The sequence below is a fragment of the Streptomyces sp. NPDC007945 genome (genome assembly GCF_042958885.1).
Classification (GTDB): domain Bacteria; phylum Actinomycetota; class Actinomycetes; order Streptomycetales; family Streptomycetaceae; genus Streptomyces.
In genome coordinates, this window is sequence record NZ_JBIBJV010000001.1 from 830,253 (window position 1) to 846,249 (window position 15,997).

The 15,997-nt window shown below is 70.1% G+C and carries 13 protein-coding genes; 1 reads left to right on the plus strand and 12 read right to left on the minus strand.

Annotated elements, in window-relative coordinates:
- Positions 1-9: 9 nt before the first annotated feature.
- The 8 genes from mreD to ACFZCF_RS03885 form a co-directional block, all read right to left on the minus strand.
- Positions 10-678 carry a rod shape-determining protein MreD gene (gene mreD / locus ACFZCF_RS03850; RefSeq protein WP_388440904.1) on the minus strand — a complete coding sequence of 223 codons (669 nt, stop codon included), beginning with the start codon at positions 676-678 and terminating at the stop codon, positions 10-12.
- Positions 675-1,775: a rod shape-determining protein MreC gene (mreC, locus tag ACFZCF_RS03855; protein WP_391284410.1), complete on the minus strand. Its 1,101-nt coding sequence runs from the start codon at positions 1,773-1,775 to the stop codon at positions 675-677. Before mreC ends, mreD begins: the two co-directional genes overlap by 4 nt.
- A gap of 76 nt (positions 1,776-1,851) precedes the next feature.
- On the minus strand, positions 1,852-2,871 hold the full coding sequence (locus tag ACFZCF_RS03860; RefSeq protein ID WP_019886273.1) for a rod shape-determining protein: 1,020 nt from the start codon (positions 2,869-2,871) through the stop codon (positions 1,852-1,854).
- Positions 2,872-3,105: 234 nt separating this feature from the next.
- A complete protein-coding gene (ndk, locus tag ACFZCF_RS03865; protein WP_056558929.1) occupies positions 3,106-3,519 on the minus strand; it encodes a nucleoside-diphosphate kinase in 414 nt (137 codons plus the stop codon).
- 65 nt (positions 3,520-3,584) lie between these two features.
- Positions 3,585-3,953 carry a DUF4233 domain-containing protein gene (locus tag ACFZCF_RS03870; protein ID WP_388440910.1) on the minus strand — a complete coding sequence of 123 codons (369 nt, stop codon included), beginning with the start codon at positions 3,951-3,953 and terminating at the stop codon, positions 3,585-3,587.
- A 7-nt stretch (positions 3,954-3,960) separates the two neighbouring features.
- A complete protein-coding gene (locus ACFZCF_RS03875) occupies positions 3,961-5,493 on the minus strand; it encodes a glutamate ligase domain-containing protein (protein WP_391284413.1) in 1,533 nt (510 codons plus the stop codon).
- A 255-nt stretch (positions 5,494-5,748) separates the two neighbouring features.
- Positions 5,749-6,894 (minus strand): ATP-binding protein, encoded by a 1,146-nt coding sequence (locus ACFZCF_RS03880; protein ID WP_391284415.1) that lies wholly within the window; start codon positions 6,892-6,894, stop codon positions 5,749-5,751.
- A gap of 345 nt (positions 6,895-7,239) precedes the next feature.
- Complete coding sequence (locus ACFZCF_RS03885; protein WP_391284417.1) at positions 7,240-9,861, minus strand: valine--tRNA ligase; 2,622 nt, start codon at positions 9,859-9,861, stop codon at positions 7,240-7,242.
- A 138-nt stretch (positions 9,862-9,999) separates the two neighbouring features.
- Here ACFZCF_RS03885 and ACFZCF_RS03890 point away from each other — a divergent pair, with 138 nt between their 5' ends.
- A complete protein-coding gene (locus ACFZCF_RS03890; RefSeq protein WP_391284419.1) occupies positions 10,000-10,935 on the plus strand; it encodes a hypothetical protein in 936 nt (311 codons plus the stop codon).
- 557 nt (positions 10,936-11,492) lie between these two features.
- On the opposite strand, the gene clpX is transcribed toward ACFZCF_RS03890, so the two are convergent.
- The 4 genes from clpX to tig all read right to left on the minus strand — a co-directional run bounded on the left by clpX (position 11,493) and on the right by tig (position 15,914).
- The gene (gene clpX, locus ACFZCF_RS03895) at positions 11,493-12,776 is read right to left on the minus strand and encodes an ATP-dependent Clp protease ATP-binding subunit ClpX (protein WP_383461290.1); all 1,284 of its coding nucleotides are present in this window, start codon (positions 12,774-12,776) and stop codon (positions 11,493-11,495) included.
- 165 nt (positions 12,777-12,941) lie between these two features.
- Positions 12,942-13,604: an ATP-dependent Clp protease proteolytic subunit gene (locus tag ACFZCF_RS03900; RefSeq protein ID WP_388440926.1), complete on the minus strand. Its 663-nt coding sequence runs from the start codon at positions 13,602-13,604 to the stop codon at positions 12,942-12,944.
- Positions 13,605-13,669: 65 nt separating this feature from the next.
- A complete protein-coding gene (locus ACFZCF_RS03905; RefSeq protein ID WP_030755469.1) occupies positions 13,670-14,287 on the minus strand; it encodes an ATP-dependent Clp protease proteolytic subunit in 618 nt (205 codons plus the stop codon).
- Between the two features lie 262 nt (positions 14,288-14,549).
- Positions 14,550-15,914 carry a trigger factor gene (gene tig / locus ACFZCF_RS03910; protein WP_388440930.1) on the minus strand — a complete coding sequence of 455 codons (1,365 nt, stop codon included), beginning with the start codon at positions 15,912-15,914 and terminating at the stop codon, positions 14,550-14,552.
- Positions 15,915-15,997: the final 83 nt, after the last annotated feature.

Here is a 15,997-nt window from a genome sequence, read left to right on the forward strand (position 1 = left end):
CCCCCTCGGTCACAGTCGCTTGACTCCCTTGATGCGTCCGGCCCGGCCGGCGCGGGTCCGGGCGGCCTTGACGCGCAGGCCGCCGCGCTGGGTGCCGATCCTCAGGCCGGTGCCGGAGGAGAGCCAGCCGGAGGCGACGTCGCCCGCGCCCGCCCCCGTGGCGTCGGCGACCGGGTCGTTCTCGGCGCGCCGGGCCAGGGCCATGACGAGCGGCACCGTGAAGGGGGCCAGCAGCAGGTCGTAGAGGACGGCGGTGAAGAGCAGGGAGCCGAGGCCGACGTGGCGGGCGGCGGTGTCGCCGACGAGGGCGCCGACGCCCGCGTAGAGCAGGGTGGAGCCGACGGCGGCGCCGACGACGGCGGCCATCGGGCCGACGGCGGAGGTGAACCGGCCGTTCTCGGGCCGGACCAGGCCGACCAGGTAGCCGACGACGCAGAGCACGAGGGCGTAGCGGCCGGCGGCGTGGTCGGCGGGCGGGGCCAGGTCGGCGAGGAGGCCGGCGGAGAAGCCGACGAGCGAGCCGGTGACGGGGCCGTGCACGAGCGCGAGGGCGACGACGGTGAGGAGGACGAGGTCGGGGACAGCGCCGGGGAGCTGGAGCCGGGCGAGGACGGAGACCTGGACGACGAGGGCGACGACGATCAGGGTCGCGGAGAGGAGGATGCGGTTGAGCTTCACGGTGTCGCGTCCCCCTGGTCGTCCGGGTTCTGAGCCTGTGCCGGGTCCTGCGCCTGGTTCTGGTCCTGCGTCTGGTCCGGGTCCTGCGCCTGGCCCGGGTTCTGGGCGGGTCGCTGGGCCTGGTCCTGCGTCTGGTCCTCGTTCCGGAGCGGCTGTTCGGCCTTCTCCCCCTGGGCCTGCTCGCCCTCGGCCGGCGGCTTCGCGGTGACCGTGACGGTGACGGTCGGCGCGGGCTTGGGCTTCCGCGGGAGCACCGTGTCGCGGGGGTCGGAGCGCGGTGCCTGGACGACGACGCCGACGATGTCGAGCTTGCTGAAGCCGACGTACGGGCGGACGTAGACGTTGCGGGTCAGTCCGCCGCCCATCGGGTCGACGCGGATGATCTCGCCGACGGGCACCCCGGGCACGAAGGGCCGGGCGCCGGCGGAGCCGAAGGTGACGAGGCGGTCGCCCGGCTTGACCTTCGCCTTGCCGTTGAGGAGCTGGACGAGCAGCGGACGGTCGCCCTGGCCGGTGGCGAAGCCGAGTTCGTCGGTCTTCTCCATCCGGGTGCCGACGGTGAAGTCGGGGTCGTTGGCCAGGAGGACCGTGGAGGTGGTCGGGCCGACGGTGGTGACCCGGCCGACGAGTCCGGCGCCGTTGAGGACGGTCATGTCGCGCTGGATGCCGTCGCGGGCGCCGACGTCGATGGTGATCGTCCAGGAGAAGCCCTGGGCCGACCCTATGCCGATGACCTGGGCGCCCTTGATGCCGTACTGGCCGGCTCCGGCGGTCTTGAGGAGGGAGTCGAGTTCGCGCAGCCGGTTGCGGTTGCGGTCGTCGCTGCCGAGCTCGACCTTGAGCTCGGCGTTCTCCTTCTCCAGGGCGGCGATCCGGGTGTTGCGCTCGCCGGAGTCGCGGACGGCGCCTATGGCGTTGCCGATGGGGTCGACCGCCGACGCGACTCCGTTCTCGACGGGGCCGAAGACGGCGGCGGCGGCCTGCCGGGCGCCGTCGACCGGCGACTCCTGGCCGCCGCGGATGTCCACCGTGATCAGCGCGAACGCGATGGCGACCAGCAGCACCAGGAGCAGCCGGCTCTCTCGTGTGTCCCTCACGTGCGGCGGCCGTGCCCTTCCTCGTGGTTCGTTGTGCAGGTGTTCGTACCGTACGGGCTCGCGCCCGGCCGTGGGGTCAGCGGCGCGGCTGGGCGTCCAGGACCTGCTGGAGGGCCTCGAACTCCTCGACGCACTTGCCGGATCCGAGCGCCACCGAGTCCAGCGGGTCCTCGGCGATGTGGATCGGCATGCCGGTCTCCCGGCGCAGCCGCTCGTCGAGGCCGCGCAGCAGGGCGCCGCCTCCGGTGAGAACGATGCCGCGGTCCATCACGTCACCGGAGAGCTCCGGCGGGCACTTGTCGAGGGTGGTCTTCACCGCGTCGACGATGGCGTTGACCGGCTCCTCGATGGCCTTGCGGACCTCGGCGGCCGAGATGACGACGGTCTTGGGGAGGCCCGAGACGAGGTCGCGGCCGCGGATCTCGGTGTGCTCGTCCTGCTCCAGGTCGTACGCCGAACCGATGGTGATCTTGATCTGTTCGGCGGTGCGCTCGCCGAGGAGGAGCGAGTACTCCTTCTTGATGTGCTGGATGATCGCGTTGTCCAGCTCGTCGCCGGCGACCCGGATGGACTGTGCCGTGACGATTCCTCCGAGGGAGATGACCGCGACCTCGGTGGTTCCGCCGCCGATGTCGACGACCATGTTGCCGGTGGCCTCGTGGACGGGGAGGCCGGAACCGATGGCGGCGGCCATGGGCTCCTCGATGATGTGCACCTGGCGGGCGCCGGCCTGGGTGGAGGCCTCGATGACCGCGCGGCGCTCGACGCCGGTGATGCCGGAGGGCACGCAGACCACGACCCGGGGGCGGGCGAGGTAGCGCCGCTTGTGGATCTTGAGGATGAAGTAGCGGAGCATCCGCTCGGTGATCTCGAAGTCGGCGATGACGCCGTCCTTCAGCGGGCGGACGGCGACGATGTTGCCGGGGGTCCGGCCGATCATCTTCTTCGCCTCCGCACCCACCGCGAGGATTCCGCCGGTGTTGGTGTTGATCGCGACGACGGACGGCTCGTTGAGGACGATGCCTCGACCCCTGACGTACACCAGCGTGTTGGCGGTCCCGAGGTCGACAGCCATGTCACGGCCGATGAACGACATGAAGTTCCCCTTGTTTCCCATGGCTGAGGGTGGTGCGGCGAAGAGTTTTCATCGTAGTGCCGCTCACGCGGATGACGCGCGCTGGCCCACCTCTGTATTAGGTGACGGTAGGACGCGGCGATCCGTTCCCGGGTTCGGCGTTCATATGCCTGGGGGCGGCCGAATTCCTTCGGTCGCCCCACAAACGGCTGCCGTTCGGCTGACGGGTGGTCAGCCGGAGGGCGGGTCCGGCCGTCAGACCAGACCGGGGAAGAAAATCTTCAGCTCGCGCGCGGCGGACTCCTCGGAGTCCGACGCGTGGATGAGGTTCTCGCGGACGATGGTGCCGAAGTCGCCGCGGATGGAACCCGGGGCGGCGGCGATCGGGTCGGTCGGGCCGGCCAGCTGGCGGACGCCCTCGATGACCCGCTCGCCCTCGACGACGAGCGCGACGACCGGACCGGAGGACATGAAGCCCATCAGCGGCTCGTAGAAGGGCTTGCCCTTGTGCTCGCCGTAGTGCTGCTCCAGCGTCTCCTGGTCCAGCTCGCGCAGCTCCAGGGCCGCGAGGGTCCAGCCGGCCTTGCGCTCGATGCGGCCGATGATCTCGCCGACGAGGCCGCGGCGGACCGCGTCGGGCTTGAGCAGGACGAGCGTGCGCTGGCTCACGGGGGGAACTCCTTCGGGAGGTTTGTGCGGGCCTGACGAATCTACAGGGCCCGCACCGCTCTCCGTCACGCAGCGTCAGGCCCTGCGGAGCCCTGGGCCGTGGCGTTCGAGGCGGCCCAGCGGGCCTTGATCTCGTCCACCTTGCGCCCGTAGTGCACCGAGCACCACCACAGCACGGCGAAGACGGCCCCGAGGAAGTACATGACGGGCACGAAGAAACCGCTGACGATCAGCCCGATCTGCAGCGCCCAGCCGAGCTGGACACCCCCGGGACGGGTGATCATCCCGCAGAGCAGCACCGACAGGACCATCGCGACCCCGCACACCCACCAGACCGTGGAGGTGGCGAGGGACGCGTCCTTCATGGCGACGAGACCGGCGAAGCCGATGACGAAGAACTCGCCGATGAGAGTCGAGGAGCAGAGCGTGCGCATGTCCGGGTCAGCCCCTCTTGAGCAGCAGCCGGGCGTCGCCGACCGTGAAGATCGAACCGGTCACCAGCACACCGGCGCCGCCGTACTCGGCCTCCTCCTCGGCGAGCGTGATCGCCGTCTCCAGGGCGTCGGGCAGCCTCGGCTCCACGACGACCCGGTCCTCGCCGAACACCTCGACGGCGACCGCGGCGAGCGCGTCGACGTCGGTGGCGCGGGAGGTGGAGTTCTGGGTGACGACGACCTCGGCGAAGATCGGCTCGAAGGCCTCCAGAAGCCCGCGGGCGTCCTTCTCCCCGCTGGTGGAGACGACGCCGATGAGCCGGGAGAAGCCGAAGGCCTCGGAGACCGCCTCGGAGGTGGCGCGGGCGCCGTGCGGGTTGTGCGCGGCGTCGAGGATGACCGTCGGGGAGGAGCGGACGACCTCCAGGCGGCCCGGTGAGGCCGTCTGGGCGAAGGCGCGACGGACGGTCTCGACGTCCAGGGTGCGGGCGTGCTCGGCGCCGATGCCGAAGAAGGCCTCGACGGCGGCGAGCGCCACGGCCGCGTTGTGCGCCTGGTGGGCTCCGTGCAGGGGCAGGAAGATGTTGTCGTACTCGCCGCCGAGGCCGCGCAGCGTCAGCAGCTGGCCGCCGACGGCCACCTCACGGGAGACCACGCCGAACTCCATGCCCTCACGGGCCACGGTGGCGTCGACGTCGACGGCCTTCTTCAGGAGCACCTGGGCGGCGTCGACCGGCTGCTGCGCCAGGATGACGGTCGCGCCCTGCTTGATGATCCCGGACTTCTCGCCGGCGATCTCGCCGGTGGTCGAGCCGAGCCGGTCGGTGTGGTCGAGGTCGATGGGGGTGACCACGGCGACGGAGCCGTCGATCACGTTGGTCGCGTCCCAGGTGCCGCCCATGCCGACCTCGACGACGGCCGCGTCGACCGGGGCGTCGGCGAAGGCCGCGTAGGCCATGGCGGTGAGGACCTCGAAGAAGGAGAGGCGGTACTCCTCCCGGGCGTCGACCAGCTCCACGTACGGCTTGACGTCCTGGTACGTCTCGATGAACCGCTCGGCGGAGATCGCGGCGCCGTCCAGGCTGATCCGCTCGGTGATCGTCTGCACGTGCGGCGAGGTGTAGCGCCCGGTGCGCAGCTCGAAGGCGCCGAGCAGGGACTCGATCATGCGGGCGGTGGAGGTCTTGCCGTTGGTGCCCGTGATGTGGATCGAGGGGTACGCGCGCTGCGGCTCCCCCAGGACGTCCATCAGCGCCGCGATCCGCTGCACCGAGGGGTCCAGCTTGGTCTCGCCCCACCGGGTCGCGAGCTCGGCCTCGACCTCCCGCAGCGCCTTGTCCAGCTCCGGGTCCTCGGGGCGGGTCGGCACGGGGTCGCCCTGCGGCGGACCGGCCACGGCGCGCAGGGTGCGGCTGCCGGCCTCGATCACCGCCAGGTCGGGGTCTCGGTCGGTGGCTTCGCCGACGAGGTCGTCGAAGTCGTCGTCGATGTCGTCGGCGGGCTCGTCGGCAAAGTCGCGTCGGTCGCTCGGGTCACTCACGGGGTCAAGTCTACGGAGGCGCACCGACAGGAGCGCGGACCCACCCCTCTCGGCGCCCGCGGCCCGCCGTACGCCGGGGGGGGGCGACCGCCTCGGCGACCGTCTCGGCCGTCGCCTCCGCGACCGTCTCGGCCACCGCCTCCGCGAGCGCCTCTGCCGCCGCCTCCGCGACCGACTCGGCCACCGCCTCGGTCGCCGCCTCCACGACCGTCTCGGCGTCCGCCTCGGCGTCCGCCTCCGCGACCGCGGGGCGCCTCAGCCCGGCAGGCCCGAGGGGAGGGTCGCGCGGACCTCGTAGCCGCCGTCCTTCTCGCCGGCCGCGAGGGTGCCGCCCATGCTGGCGACCCGTTCGTCCATCGAGACGAGTCCGGTGCCGGTGGAGACCGGGGCGCGGTCGGGCGGGGTGTCGGGGAGGGGGTTGCGGACCTCGATCCACAGCTCCGGTCCCACGACGCCGATCGCGACCCGGACCGGTAGGCCGGGGGCGTGCTTCGCCGCGTTCGTCAGGCACTCCCGGACCACCCGGTGGACCGCGGTCTGCCGCAGCGGCGACAGCGCCTTGACCTCCTCGGCGATGTCCAGCTCCACCGGGCTGCCCATCCGCTCGCTCTCGGCGGCGAGGTCCGCGAGCCCCTCCAGGCCCGGCGTGGCGCCCTCCCGGTCGGCGCGCCGCACGAGCGTCTCGTTCAGCATGAGGTGGGCGCGCCGGGCGGTGTCGGCGAGCTCCTCGAAGTCCTTCTGGTGGGCGTCGCCCCGGGCCCGTACGGCGAGCACCTCGGCCCGCACCGCGAGGACCGTCAGCTCGCGTCCGACCAGGTCGTGGACGTCCCGGCCGACCTGGATCCGCTCCTCCTGGACGGCCTGCCGGGCCGCGGCCTCCCGCCGCTGGTCCTCCAGGGCGCGGACCAGGTCGTGGCGGTGGGCGGCGACGCCGACGCCGGAGGCGAGCACGCCGATGGGGACGACGAGGCTGAGGAAGTCGCTGAGCGTCTCCCCGTGGTGCAGGCCGGACCATCCGGGCACGGCCTGGAAGTAGCCGTAGGCCACCGCGACGTACAGCAGGGTCGCGCCGACCGCGACCCGCCGGCCCCGGAAGCGGCCGAGCGAGTACAGCGCGAACTGGATCATGGTCACCTCGTGGAGCCAGCCCATCAGGCCGAGCGCCACGAGATACGGCACCCACGGCGCCCGCCTGCGCAGCAGCAGCGTCGCGGCGCCGGCGCCGAGCACCAGGGTGGCGGTGACGCCGGTGAGGGAGTTGTCCTCCCGGGCGAGCCCCGGCACGTCCAGCAGCATCAGCGCGAAGGCGCTCAGCGCGGCGACGGCGTCGAGCGCCCGCGGCGACCCGGCCCACCGGTCCACACGGCGACGCAGCGCGGGGACGGCGGGGAGGCGGGACATGTGTCCATCATCCAGGGTCCTTGGTCCCGACGCCGTGGACCCGAAGTCCCCTCTGCTGTGAATTCAGGCACTTCGCCCCCGTCCGGGTGACCGCTCGACCGCCTCGCCGCGCCGCTCGGAACCGGCCGAGCGCGCTCCCTCGCGGACGCCTTCCGCCGCGGCCGTCACCCGGACCGCCGACCACCATCCGGCGGACGCCCGGATCCCCCGCGGCGCCCCTGGCCGGCCGCCGCCGCTTCCCTGCCGCGGCCGAGGACGTCTCCGGGCGGGGCAGGAGGCCCGGTGACACCCCGGACACGCGGAAGGGCCCGGGACCGTGTCGGTCCCGGGCCCTTCCGCGTGCGGTCACGCCTGCGGCAGCTTCTCCAGCTGGGTCTGGATGCGGGCGATGTCCTCGTCCGCCTTGGCGAGGCGGCCCTTGATCTTGTCCACGACGTTGTCCGGCGCCTTGGCGAGGAAGGCCTCGTTGCCGAGCTTGGCCTCGGCCTGGGCCTTCTCCTTCTCGGCGGCGGCCAGGTCCTTCGCGAGGCGCTTGCGCTCGGCGGCGACGTCGATCGTGCCCGACAGGTCGAGCGAGACCGTGCAGCCGGCGACCGGCAGGGAGGCGGTGGCCTCGAAGGCCTCGCCCTCCGGCTGGAGGCGCAGGATCTGGCGGATGGCCGCCTCGTGGGGGGCGAGGGCGGTGCCGTCCAGCTCCAGGCGGGCCGGGACCTTCTGGCCCGGCTGGAGGCCCTGGTCGGAGCGGAAGCGGCGGACCTCGGTGACGACCCGCTGGACCAGGCCGATCTCCTTCTCCGCGGCCTCGTCGCGGAAGCCGGAGTCCTTCGGCCACTCGGCGATGACGACCGACTCGCGGCCCGTCAGCGTGGTCCACAGGGTGTCCGTGACGAACGGGACGATCGGGTGGAGCAGTCGCAGGGTGACGTCGAGGACCTCGCCCAAGACGCGGGCGGAGACCTTGGCCTGCTCACCGCCGTCGAAGAAGGTCGTCTTCGACAGCTCCACGTACCAGTCGAAGACCTCGTCCCACGCGAAGTGGTAGAGCGCGTCGGCCAGCTTGGCGAACTGGTAGTCGTCGTAGTAGGCGTCCGCCTCGGCGACGACCTTGTTCAGGCGGGACAGGATCCAGCGGTCGGTCGCCGACATCGCGGAGGCGTCCGGCAGCGGGCCCTCGACCGTCGCGCCGTTCATCATCGCGAAACGGGTCGCGTTCCAGATCTTGTTGGCGAAGTTGCGGGACGCCTGGACCCAGTCCTCGCCGATCGGGACGTCGACGCCCGGGTTGGCGCCCTTGGCCAGGGTGAAGCGCAGGGCGTCGGAGCCGTACTTGTCCATCCAGTCCAGCGGGTTGACCGTGTTCCCGAACGACTTCGACATCTTCTTGCCGAACTCGTCGCGGACCATGCCGTGGAACGCGATCGTGTGGAACGGCGGCTGACCGTCCATCGCGTACAGGCCGAACATCATCATCCGGGCGACCCAGAAGAACATCAGGTCATAGCCGGTGACCAGGACGGAGTTCGGGTAGAACTTCTCCAGGTCCGGCGTCCGCTCCGGCCAGCCGAGCGTGGAGAACGGCCACAGGCCGGACGAGAACCACGTGTCGAGGACGTCGGTGTCCTGCGTCCAGCCCTCACCCGTGGGCGCCTCGTCGTCGGGGCCGACGCAGACCAGCTCGCCGTTCGGGCCGTGCCAGACGGGGATCCGGTGGCCCCACCACAGCTGGCGCGAGATGCACCAGTCGTTGAGGTTGTCGACCCAGTCGAAGTAGCGCTGCGACATGTCGGCCGGGTGGATGTCGACCCGACCGTCGCGGACCGCGTCACCGGCGGCCTTGGCGAGGGTCTCGACCTTGACCCACCACTGCATCGACAGACGCGGCTCCAGCGTCGTCTTGCAGCGCGAGCAGTGGCCGACGGAGTGGACGTACGGGCGCTTCTCGGCGACGATCCGGCCCTCGGCGCGCAGGGCGGCGACGATGGCGGAGCGGGCCTCGAAGCGGTCCAGGCCCTGGAAGGGTCCGTGGGTGGTGATCACGCCGCGCTCGTCGAGGACCTCGATGGATTCGAGGTCGTGGCGCTGGCCGATGGCGAAGTCGTTCGGGTCGTGCGCCGGGGTCACCTTGACGGCGCCGGTACCGAACTCCGGGTCGACGTGGGTGTCGGCGACGACCGGGATCGTACGGTCGGTGAGCGGCAGCTTGATCTGCTTGCCGATCAGGTGGGCGTAGCGCTCGTCGTCGGGGTGGACGGCGACGGCGGTGTCGCCGAGCATCGTCTCGGCGCGGGTCGTGGCGACGACGATGGTGTCCTCGCCCTCGCCGTACTTCATGGAGACGAGCTCGCCGTCGTCGTCCTGGTAGTCGACCTCGATGTCGGAGATGGCCGTCAGACAGCGCGGGCACCAGTTGATGATGCGCTCGGCGCGGTAGATCAGGCCGTCGTCGAACATCTTCTTGAAGACGGTCTGGACGGCGCGGGACAGGCCCTCGTCCATGGTGAACCGGTCCCGGCTCCAGGCGAGGCCCTCACCGAGGCGGCGCATCTGGCCCGCGATCTGGCCGCCGGACTCGGCCTTCCACTCCCAGACGCGCTCGACGAAGGCTTCGCGGCCCAGGTCGTGGCGGGACTTGCCCTCCTTGGCGAGCTCGCGCTCGACGACGTTCTGGGTGGCGATGCCGGCGTGGTCCATGCCGGGCTGCCACAGCGTCTCGAAGCCCTGCATGCGCTTGCGGCGGGTGAGGGCGTCGATCAGCGTGTGCTCGAAGGCGTGGCCCAGGTGGAGGGAGCCGGTGACGTTCGGCGGCGGGATGACGATGGTGTACGCGGGCTTCTCGCTCTTCGCGTCCGCCTCGAAGTAGCCGCGCTCTACCCAGCGCTCGTACAGCGGCCCCTCTACCTCGGCCGGCGTGTACTGGGTCGGCAGTTCGGTGGTGGGCGCTGTCTGCTGCTGAGTGTTCTCGGTCACGGGCCCAGTTTAGAGGGGCGAGGGTCGAGTCCTGAAACGCGTTGGTTCGGTAACGGTGTGCCCCCCGGCGCCCCATCGCCGATGGCTTTCCGCCAGGATGTTCGCTACGCATAAACGTCCTGTGAGGGGAAGCAGTCGATGAGCTACAACCAGCCGGGTCCGTACGGGGGCCAGCCCCAGCAGCCCGGGCCGTACGGCCAGCCGCAGGGTCAGCCCGGTTACGGCTACCCCCAGCAGGCGCCCCAGGGCGTGCCGCCGCAGCAGCAGCCGTACGGCTACCCGCAGCAGCAGCCGAACCCGTACGGCCAGCAGCCGCAGTACGGCGCCCCCCAGGGCCCCGGCGGCTACGTCCCGCACCCGCCCGCCCCGAAGAAGTCCAAGACCCCGCTGATCATCGGCGCGGTCGCGGTCGTCGCGGCGATCGCGGTCGGCGCGTACTTCCTGATCGGCGGGGGTGGCGGCAACTCGGATGTGGCTGCCGACACGAAGGGCTACAAGCTGACGCCTCCGGCGGCGGTGGACGACTTCAAGAAGTCCAAGGACGGCGACAGCTCGTCGATGGACGACAAGGACAAGAAGGAAGCCGAGACGTACCTCGGCATGAAGAACCCCCAGGAAGCGAGTGCCTCGTACAAGAGCGGATCGGAGTCCGATCCGCTCAAGGGCAAGATGCTGAGCCTGAACGGCCTCTGGGGCGAGATCTCCGACCCCGAGAAGGCGATCGACGGCTTCTTCCAGAAGACGAAGGAAGACTCCAAGGAAGGAAAGCAGGAAGAGGAGGGCTTCACGGTCGAGCTGCAGGGCGAGCCCGCGGCCGTGACGCCGAGCGGCTTCAAGGGCGCCCTGATGAAGTGCCAGAACGCCAAGTTCAAGCCTTCGGGCAGCGGTGACTCGTCTGCCCTCATGGCCAAGGAGTTCGAGGTCCCGATCTGCGTCTGGGCCGACTACAGCACCCTCGGTTCGGTGAACGTCATCGACATGCAGCAGATCATGGGCACCGGCCAGGCGGTTCCCCAGGCCGACGTCGCAGCCCTCGCCGCGAAGCTCTACAACACCTCGCGCACCAAGGTCTGACGGCGCCGCCCGAACCAGGCCTACGCGGGCAGCCGCATCGGCGGTGAATGCGAAGGGGGTTACCGAAGCAATCGGTAACCCCCTTTCTTCTGGTCCGTCAGGCACGAAGACATGCGATGCGTGCCGTCGTCAGGTCCACCCTGATCGACGCAAGGCCCGTGAGGCAATGCGGGTTCGGCGTGTCTATGGGCGTCCACCGAATGGCCGGGTTGTTGCAAGCGGCGCGGACCTTGGGCCCGATCACGTACCCCTTGCTCTTGACGTAGTTCACGCACCCGACCTGATCGGCGTGCGCAGCCGTCGCGGTGGCGAGCGGCACCACCAGCGCCGCAGCGGTAAGACTTACGGCTGTCACGATCGACCTGACCCTCATCGCACTTTCCTCCAGGATTCCCTGCCGCACATGCTGCGGCCTCACCTGGAAAAGGTGATCACACAGCAGCCGCTCTTCCCCGGAAGTTCATCGCACCAGGCCGATGATCACCGAACATCGGCCGAAAAGAAGGGGCGCCCCCGCCGGAAATCCGGTGGGGCGCCCCTTCGGGGTGTGGTGCTGGTTACGCCGACTTCTCGTGGCGGCCGTCGTTCTTGACGATCCTGGGGACCAGGGTCGGGTTGACGTTGTTGCGGACGACGTCGGCGGTGATGACGACGCGGGCGACGTCCTTGCGGGACGGGACCTCGTACATCACCGACTGGAGGACCTCCTCCATGATGGCGCGCAGGCCGCGCGCGCCGGTGCCGCGGAGGATGGCCTGGTCGGCGATGGCCTCCAGGGCCGGGCGGTCGAAGTCCAGCTCCACGCCGTCGAGTTCGAAGAGGCGCTGGTACTGCTTCACCAGCGCGTTGCGCGGCTCGACGAGGATCTTCAGGAGGGCCTCGCGGTCCAGGTTGTGGACCGAGGTGATGACGGGGAGACGGCCGATGAACTCGGGGATCATCCCGAACTTCACCAGGTCCTCCGGCATGACCTCCTGGAACTGGTCGCTCGCCTCGATCTCGCGCTTGGAGCGGATGGTCGCCCCGAAGCCGATGCCCTTGGCGCCCGCCCGCGACTCGATGATCTTCTCCAGGCCGGCGAAGGCGCCGCCCACGATGAAGAGCACGTTCGTCGTGTCGATCTGGATGAACTCCTGGTGCGGGTGCTTCCGGCCGCCCTGCGGCGGGACGGAGGCCGTGGTGCCCTCCAGGATCTTCAGGAGGGCCTGCTGCACGCCCTCGCCGGAGACGTCGCGCGTGATCGACGGGTTTTCGCTCTTACGGGCGACCTTGTCGATCTCGTCGATGTAGATGATGCCGGTCTCGGCCTTCTTGACGTCGTAGTCCGCGGCCTGGATCAGCTTGAGCAGGATGTTCTCGACGTCCTCGCCGACGTAGCCGGCCTCCGTCAGCGCCGTCGCGTCGGCGATGGCGAACGGGACGTTGAGCATCCGGGCCAGCGTCTGGGCCAGGAGCGTCTTGCCGGAGCCCGTGGGGCCCAGCAGCAGGATGTTGGACTTGGCCAGTTCGATGGCGTCGTCACGGCCCTGCCCGCCGCCGTTCTCGCCGGCCTGGACGCGCTTGTAGTGGTTGTACACAGCGACCGAGAGGGCCTTCTTCGCCGGCTCCTGGCCGACGACGTAGCCCTCCAGGAACTCGTAGATCTCGCGGGGCTTGGGAAGTTCCTCCCAGCGCACCTCGCTCGTCTCGGCGAGTTCCTCCTCGATGATCTCGTTGCAGAGGTCGATGCACTCGTCGCAGATGTACACACCGGGTCCCGCGATGAGCTTCTTCACCTGCTTCTGGCTCTTTCCACAGAACGAGCACTTGAGCAGGTCGCCGCCATCACCGATGCGTGCCACGAGGTGCTTCCCCTTCGCCTGGGAGCGCTTGGTTCAGCGACTCCTGGTGCCTCATATTCGACGGTACCTTGCCGGGCCCCCCGTTCGGGCCCCCCTTGGCACGGTTCACATGGTCGTGATTCGGCCACGCGCGCCGCGTGAACCGTGCCGAGGGAAGGTCGGGCGTCAGTGCGCCGCGGCGGACGTGCTCTTGCGGGTCGAGACGATCTGGTCGATCAGGCCGTACGCGAGGGCGTCCTCGGCCGTCAGGATCTTGTCGCGCTCGATGTCGTCGCGGATCTTCTCGATCGGCGTCGTGGAGTGCTTGGCCAGCATGGTCTCCAGCTGGTCACGCATGCGCAGGATCTCCTTGGCCGCGATCTCCAGGTCGGAGAGCTGCTCGCGGCCGGTGCCGCCGGAGGGCTGGTGGATCAGCACGCGGGCGTTCGGCAGCGCCATCCGCTTGCCGGGGGTGCCGGCGGCGAGCAGCACGGCCGCGGCGGAGGCCGCCTGGCCCATGCAGACCGTCTGGATGTCCGGCTTCACGAACTGCATCGTGTCGTAGATGGCCGTGAGCGCGGTGAAGGAGCCGCCGGGGCTGTTGATGTAGATGGAGATGTCACGGTCCGGGTCCATCGACTCCAGGCACAGGAGCTGCGCCATGACGTCGTTGGCCGAGGCATCGTCGATCTGCACGCCGAGGAAGATCACGCGCTCCTCGAAGAGCTTGGCGTACGGGTCGTACTCGCGGACGCCCTGCGAGGTGCGCTCGACGAAGCGGGGCACGACGTAGCGGTTGTCCATCGGCGCGCCGGTGTACAGGCCGCTCGGGGAGAGGTTGTTCTGCATGTGGGTGTTCACCGTCCTGGTGGCGTTCGGCGGGGGGCTGGGTCTCTTCGGCGGGCCGGTGACGCTCAGGCGCCCGTGCCGCCGCCGCCCGGAACACCCGCGGCGTGCGTGATGATGTCGTCGATGAGGCCGTACTCCTTGGCCTCCTCCGCGGTGAACCAGCGGTCGCGGTCGCCGTCGCGGATGATCGCCTCGACGGTCTGGCCGGAGTGGTGCGCGGTGATCTCGGCCATGCGCTTCTTCGTGCGAAGGAGGTACTCGGCCTGGATCTTGATGTCGGAGGCGGTGCCGCCGATGCCGGCGGAGCCCTGGTGCATCAGGATGTCGGTGTTCGGCAGCGCGAAGCGCTTGCCGGGGGTGCCGCCGGTGAGCAGGAACTGGCCCATCGAGGCCGCCATGCCCATGCCGATGGTCACGACGTCGTTGGGGATGTACTGCATGGTGTCGTAGACGGCCATGCCGGCCGTCACCGAGCCACCGGGGCTGTTGATGTAGAGGAAGATGTCCTTCTCCGGGTCCGCGGCCAGGAGGAGCATCTGGGCGGTGATCTTGTTGGCGATGTCGTCGTCGACCTGCTGGCCGAGGAAGATGATGCGCTCGCCGAGCAGCCGGTTGTAGACATGGTCGCCGAGGCCGCCACCGATGGACGGCTCACCCGCGGCGTAAGGCTTCAGATTCGTCACGTATCCACCTGCTCGTCTCCGACGGCCCCCGGGCCGTCTCAGCGTCTCGTTCAGAGGGCAGTGCCCCCGTATCCATGGACCCTAACGCGCAGGTGGGACAACGCCATCCCGGTTCCCGAACTGTTCGCTGGGAGCGCAAGGTAGTTGGCGGCGCATAAAGGGCCCCCGTACGTCCACGGGCCCGGACGCACAGCTGTGCGTCCGGGCCCGTGGCGCGGTGCGGAGCGCGCGAGGCGGGGCCTCGGCGTCGGCCTGGTGGGGCCTACTTCTCCTCGGCGGCCTCGGCCTCGCCGGTGGCGGCCTCGGCCTCGTCCTCGTCGTCGGAGAGGTCCACGACCTCGCCGTTGGTGTCGACGACCTTGGCGGCCTCCACGACGACCGCGAGGGCCTTGCCGCGGGCGACCTCGCCGACCAGCATCGGCACCTGGCCGCCCTGGACGACGGCCTGGGCGAACTGGTCGGGGGACATGCCGGAGGAGGCGGCACGGCGGAAGAGGTGCTCGGTGAGCTCCTCCTGCTCGACGTTCAGCTCCTCCTTGGAGACCAGCTCGTCGAGGAGGAACTGGGTCTTGATGCCCTTGACCGCCTGCTCCTTGGTCTCGGCCTCGAACTCCTCGACCGTCTTGCCCTGGAGCTCCAGGTACTTCTCCAGGCTCAGGCCCATCTGGCCGAGCTGGTGGTGCTCCAGGTTGTGCTTGCGGGTGTTGACCTCGTCCTCGAGGAGCTTCTCGGGGACGGGGATCTCCGCCAGCTCCAGGAACTTCTCCAGGACGCGCTCCTGGGCCTGGGTGGCCTGGTCGAACTGCTTCATGTTCTCGAGGCGCTTGCGACTGTCGGCCTTGAGCTCTTCGAGGGTGTCGAACTCCGAGGCCATCTGCGCGAACTCGTCGTCGAGCTCGGGGAGCTCGCGGGCGGCGACGGCGGTGACCTTGACGGTGACCTCGGCCTCCTTGCCCGCGGCCGAGCCGCCCTTCAGCTCCGAGGTGAAGGTGGCCTCGCCGCCGGCCTCCAGGCCGGTGACGGCGGCGTCGATGCCGTCGAGCAGCTCGCCCGAGCCGATGGTGTACGAGACGCCGTCGGCGATGCCGTCGGGCAGCACCTCGCCGTCGACCTTGGCGGTCAGGTCGACGGTGACGACGTCACCCTCGGCGGCGGGGCGCTCGACCGGGTTCGTCGAGGCGAAGCGCTCGCGGAGCTGCTCCACGGACTTCTCGACGTCCTCGTCGGTGACCTCGATGGCGTCGACCTCGACCTCGATGCCGGAGTAGTCCGGGATCTCGATGGTCGGGCGGACGTCGACCTCGGCGGTGAAGGAGAGCAGCTCGCCGTCCTTCAGCTCCGTGATGTCGACCTCGGGCTGACCCAGCGGGTTGACCTCGGCCTCGGTCACGGCCTCGTTGTAGAACTTCGGGAGCGCGTCGTTGACGGCCTCCTCAAGCACGGCACCGCGGCCGAAGCGCTGGTCGATGACGCGCGCGGGGATCTTGCCCTTGCGGAAGCCCTTGACCGTGACCTGCTGGTTGATCTTCTTGTACGCCGCGTCGAGGCTGTCCTTGAGCTCCTCGAAGGGCACCTCGACAGTGAGCCGAACCCGGGTCGGGTTCAGGGTCTCCACGGCGCTCTTCACGGTTCGGTCTCCTTGTGGCTGATTCCTGGATTCCGGACGGGCCGCGCGGGGCGGTTCCGGCCGATGGGCCCGGTCAGAAAGAC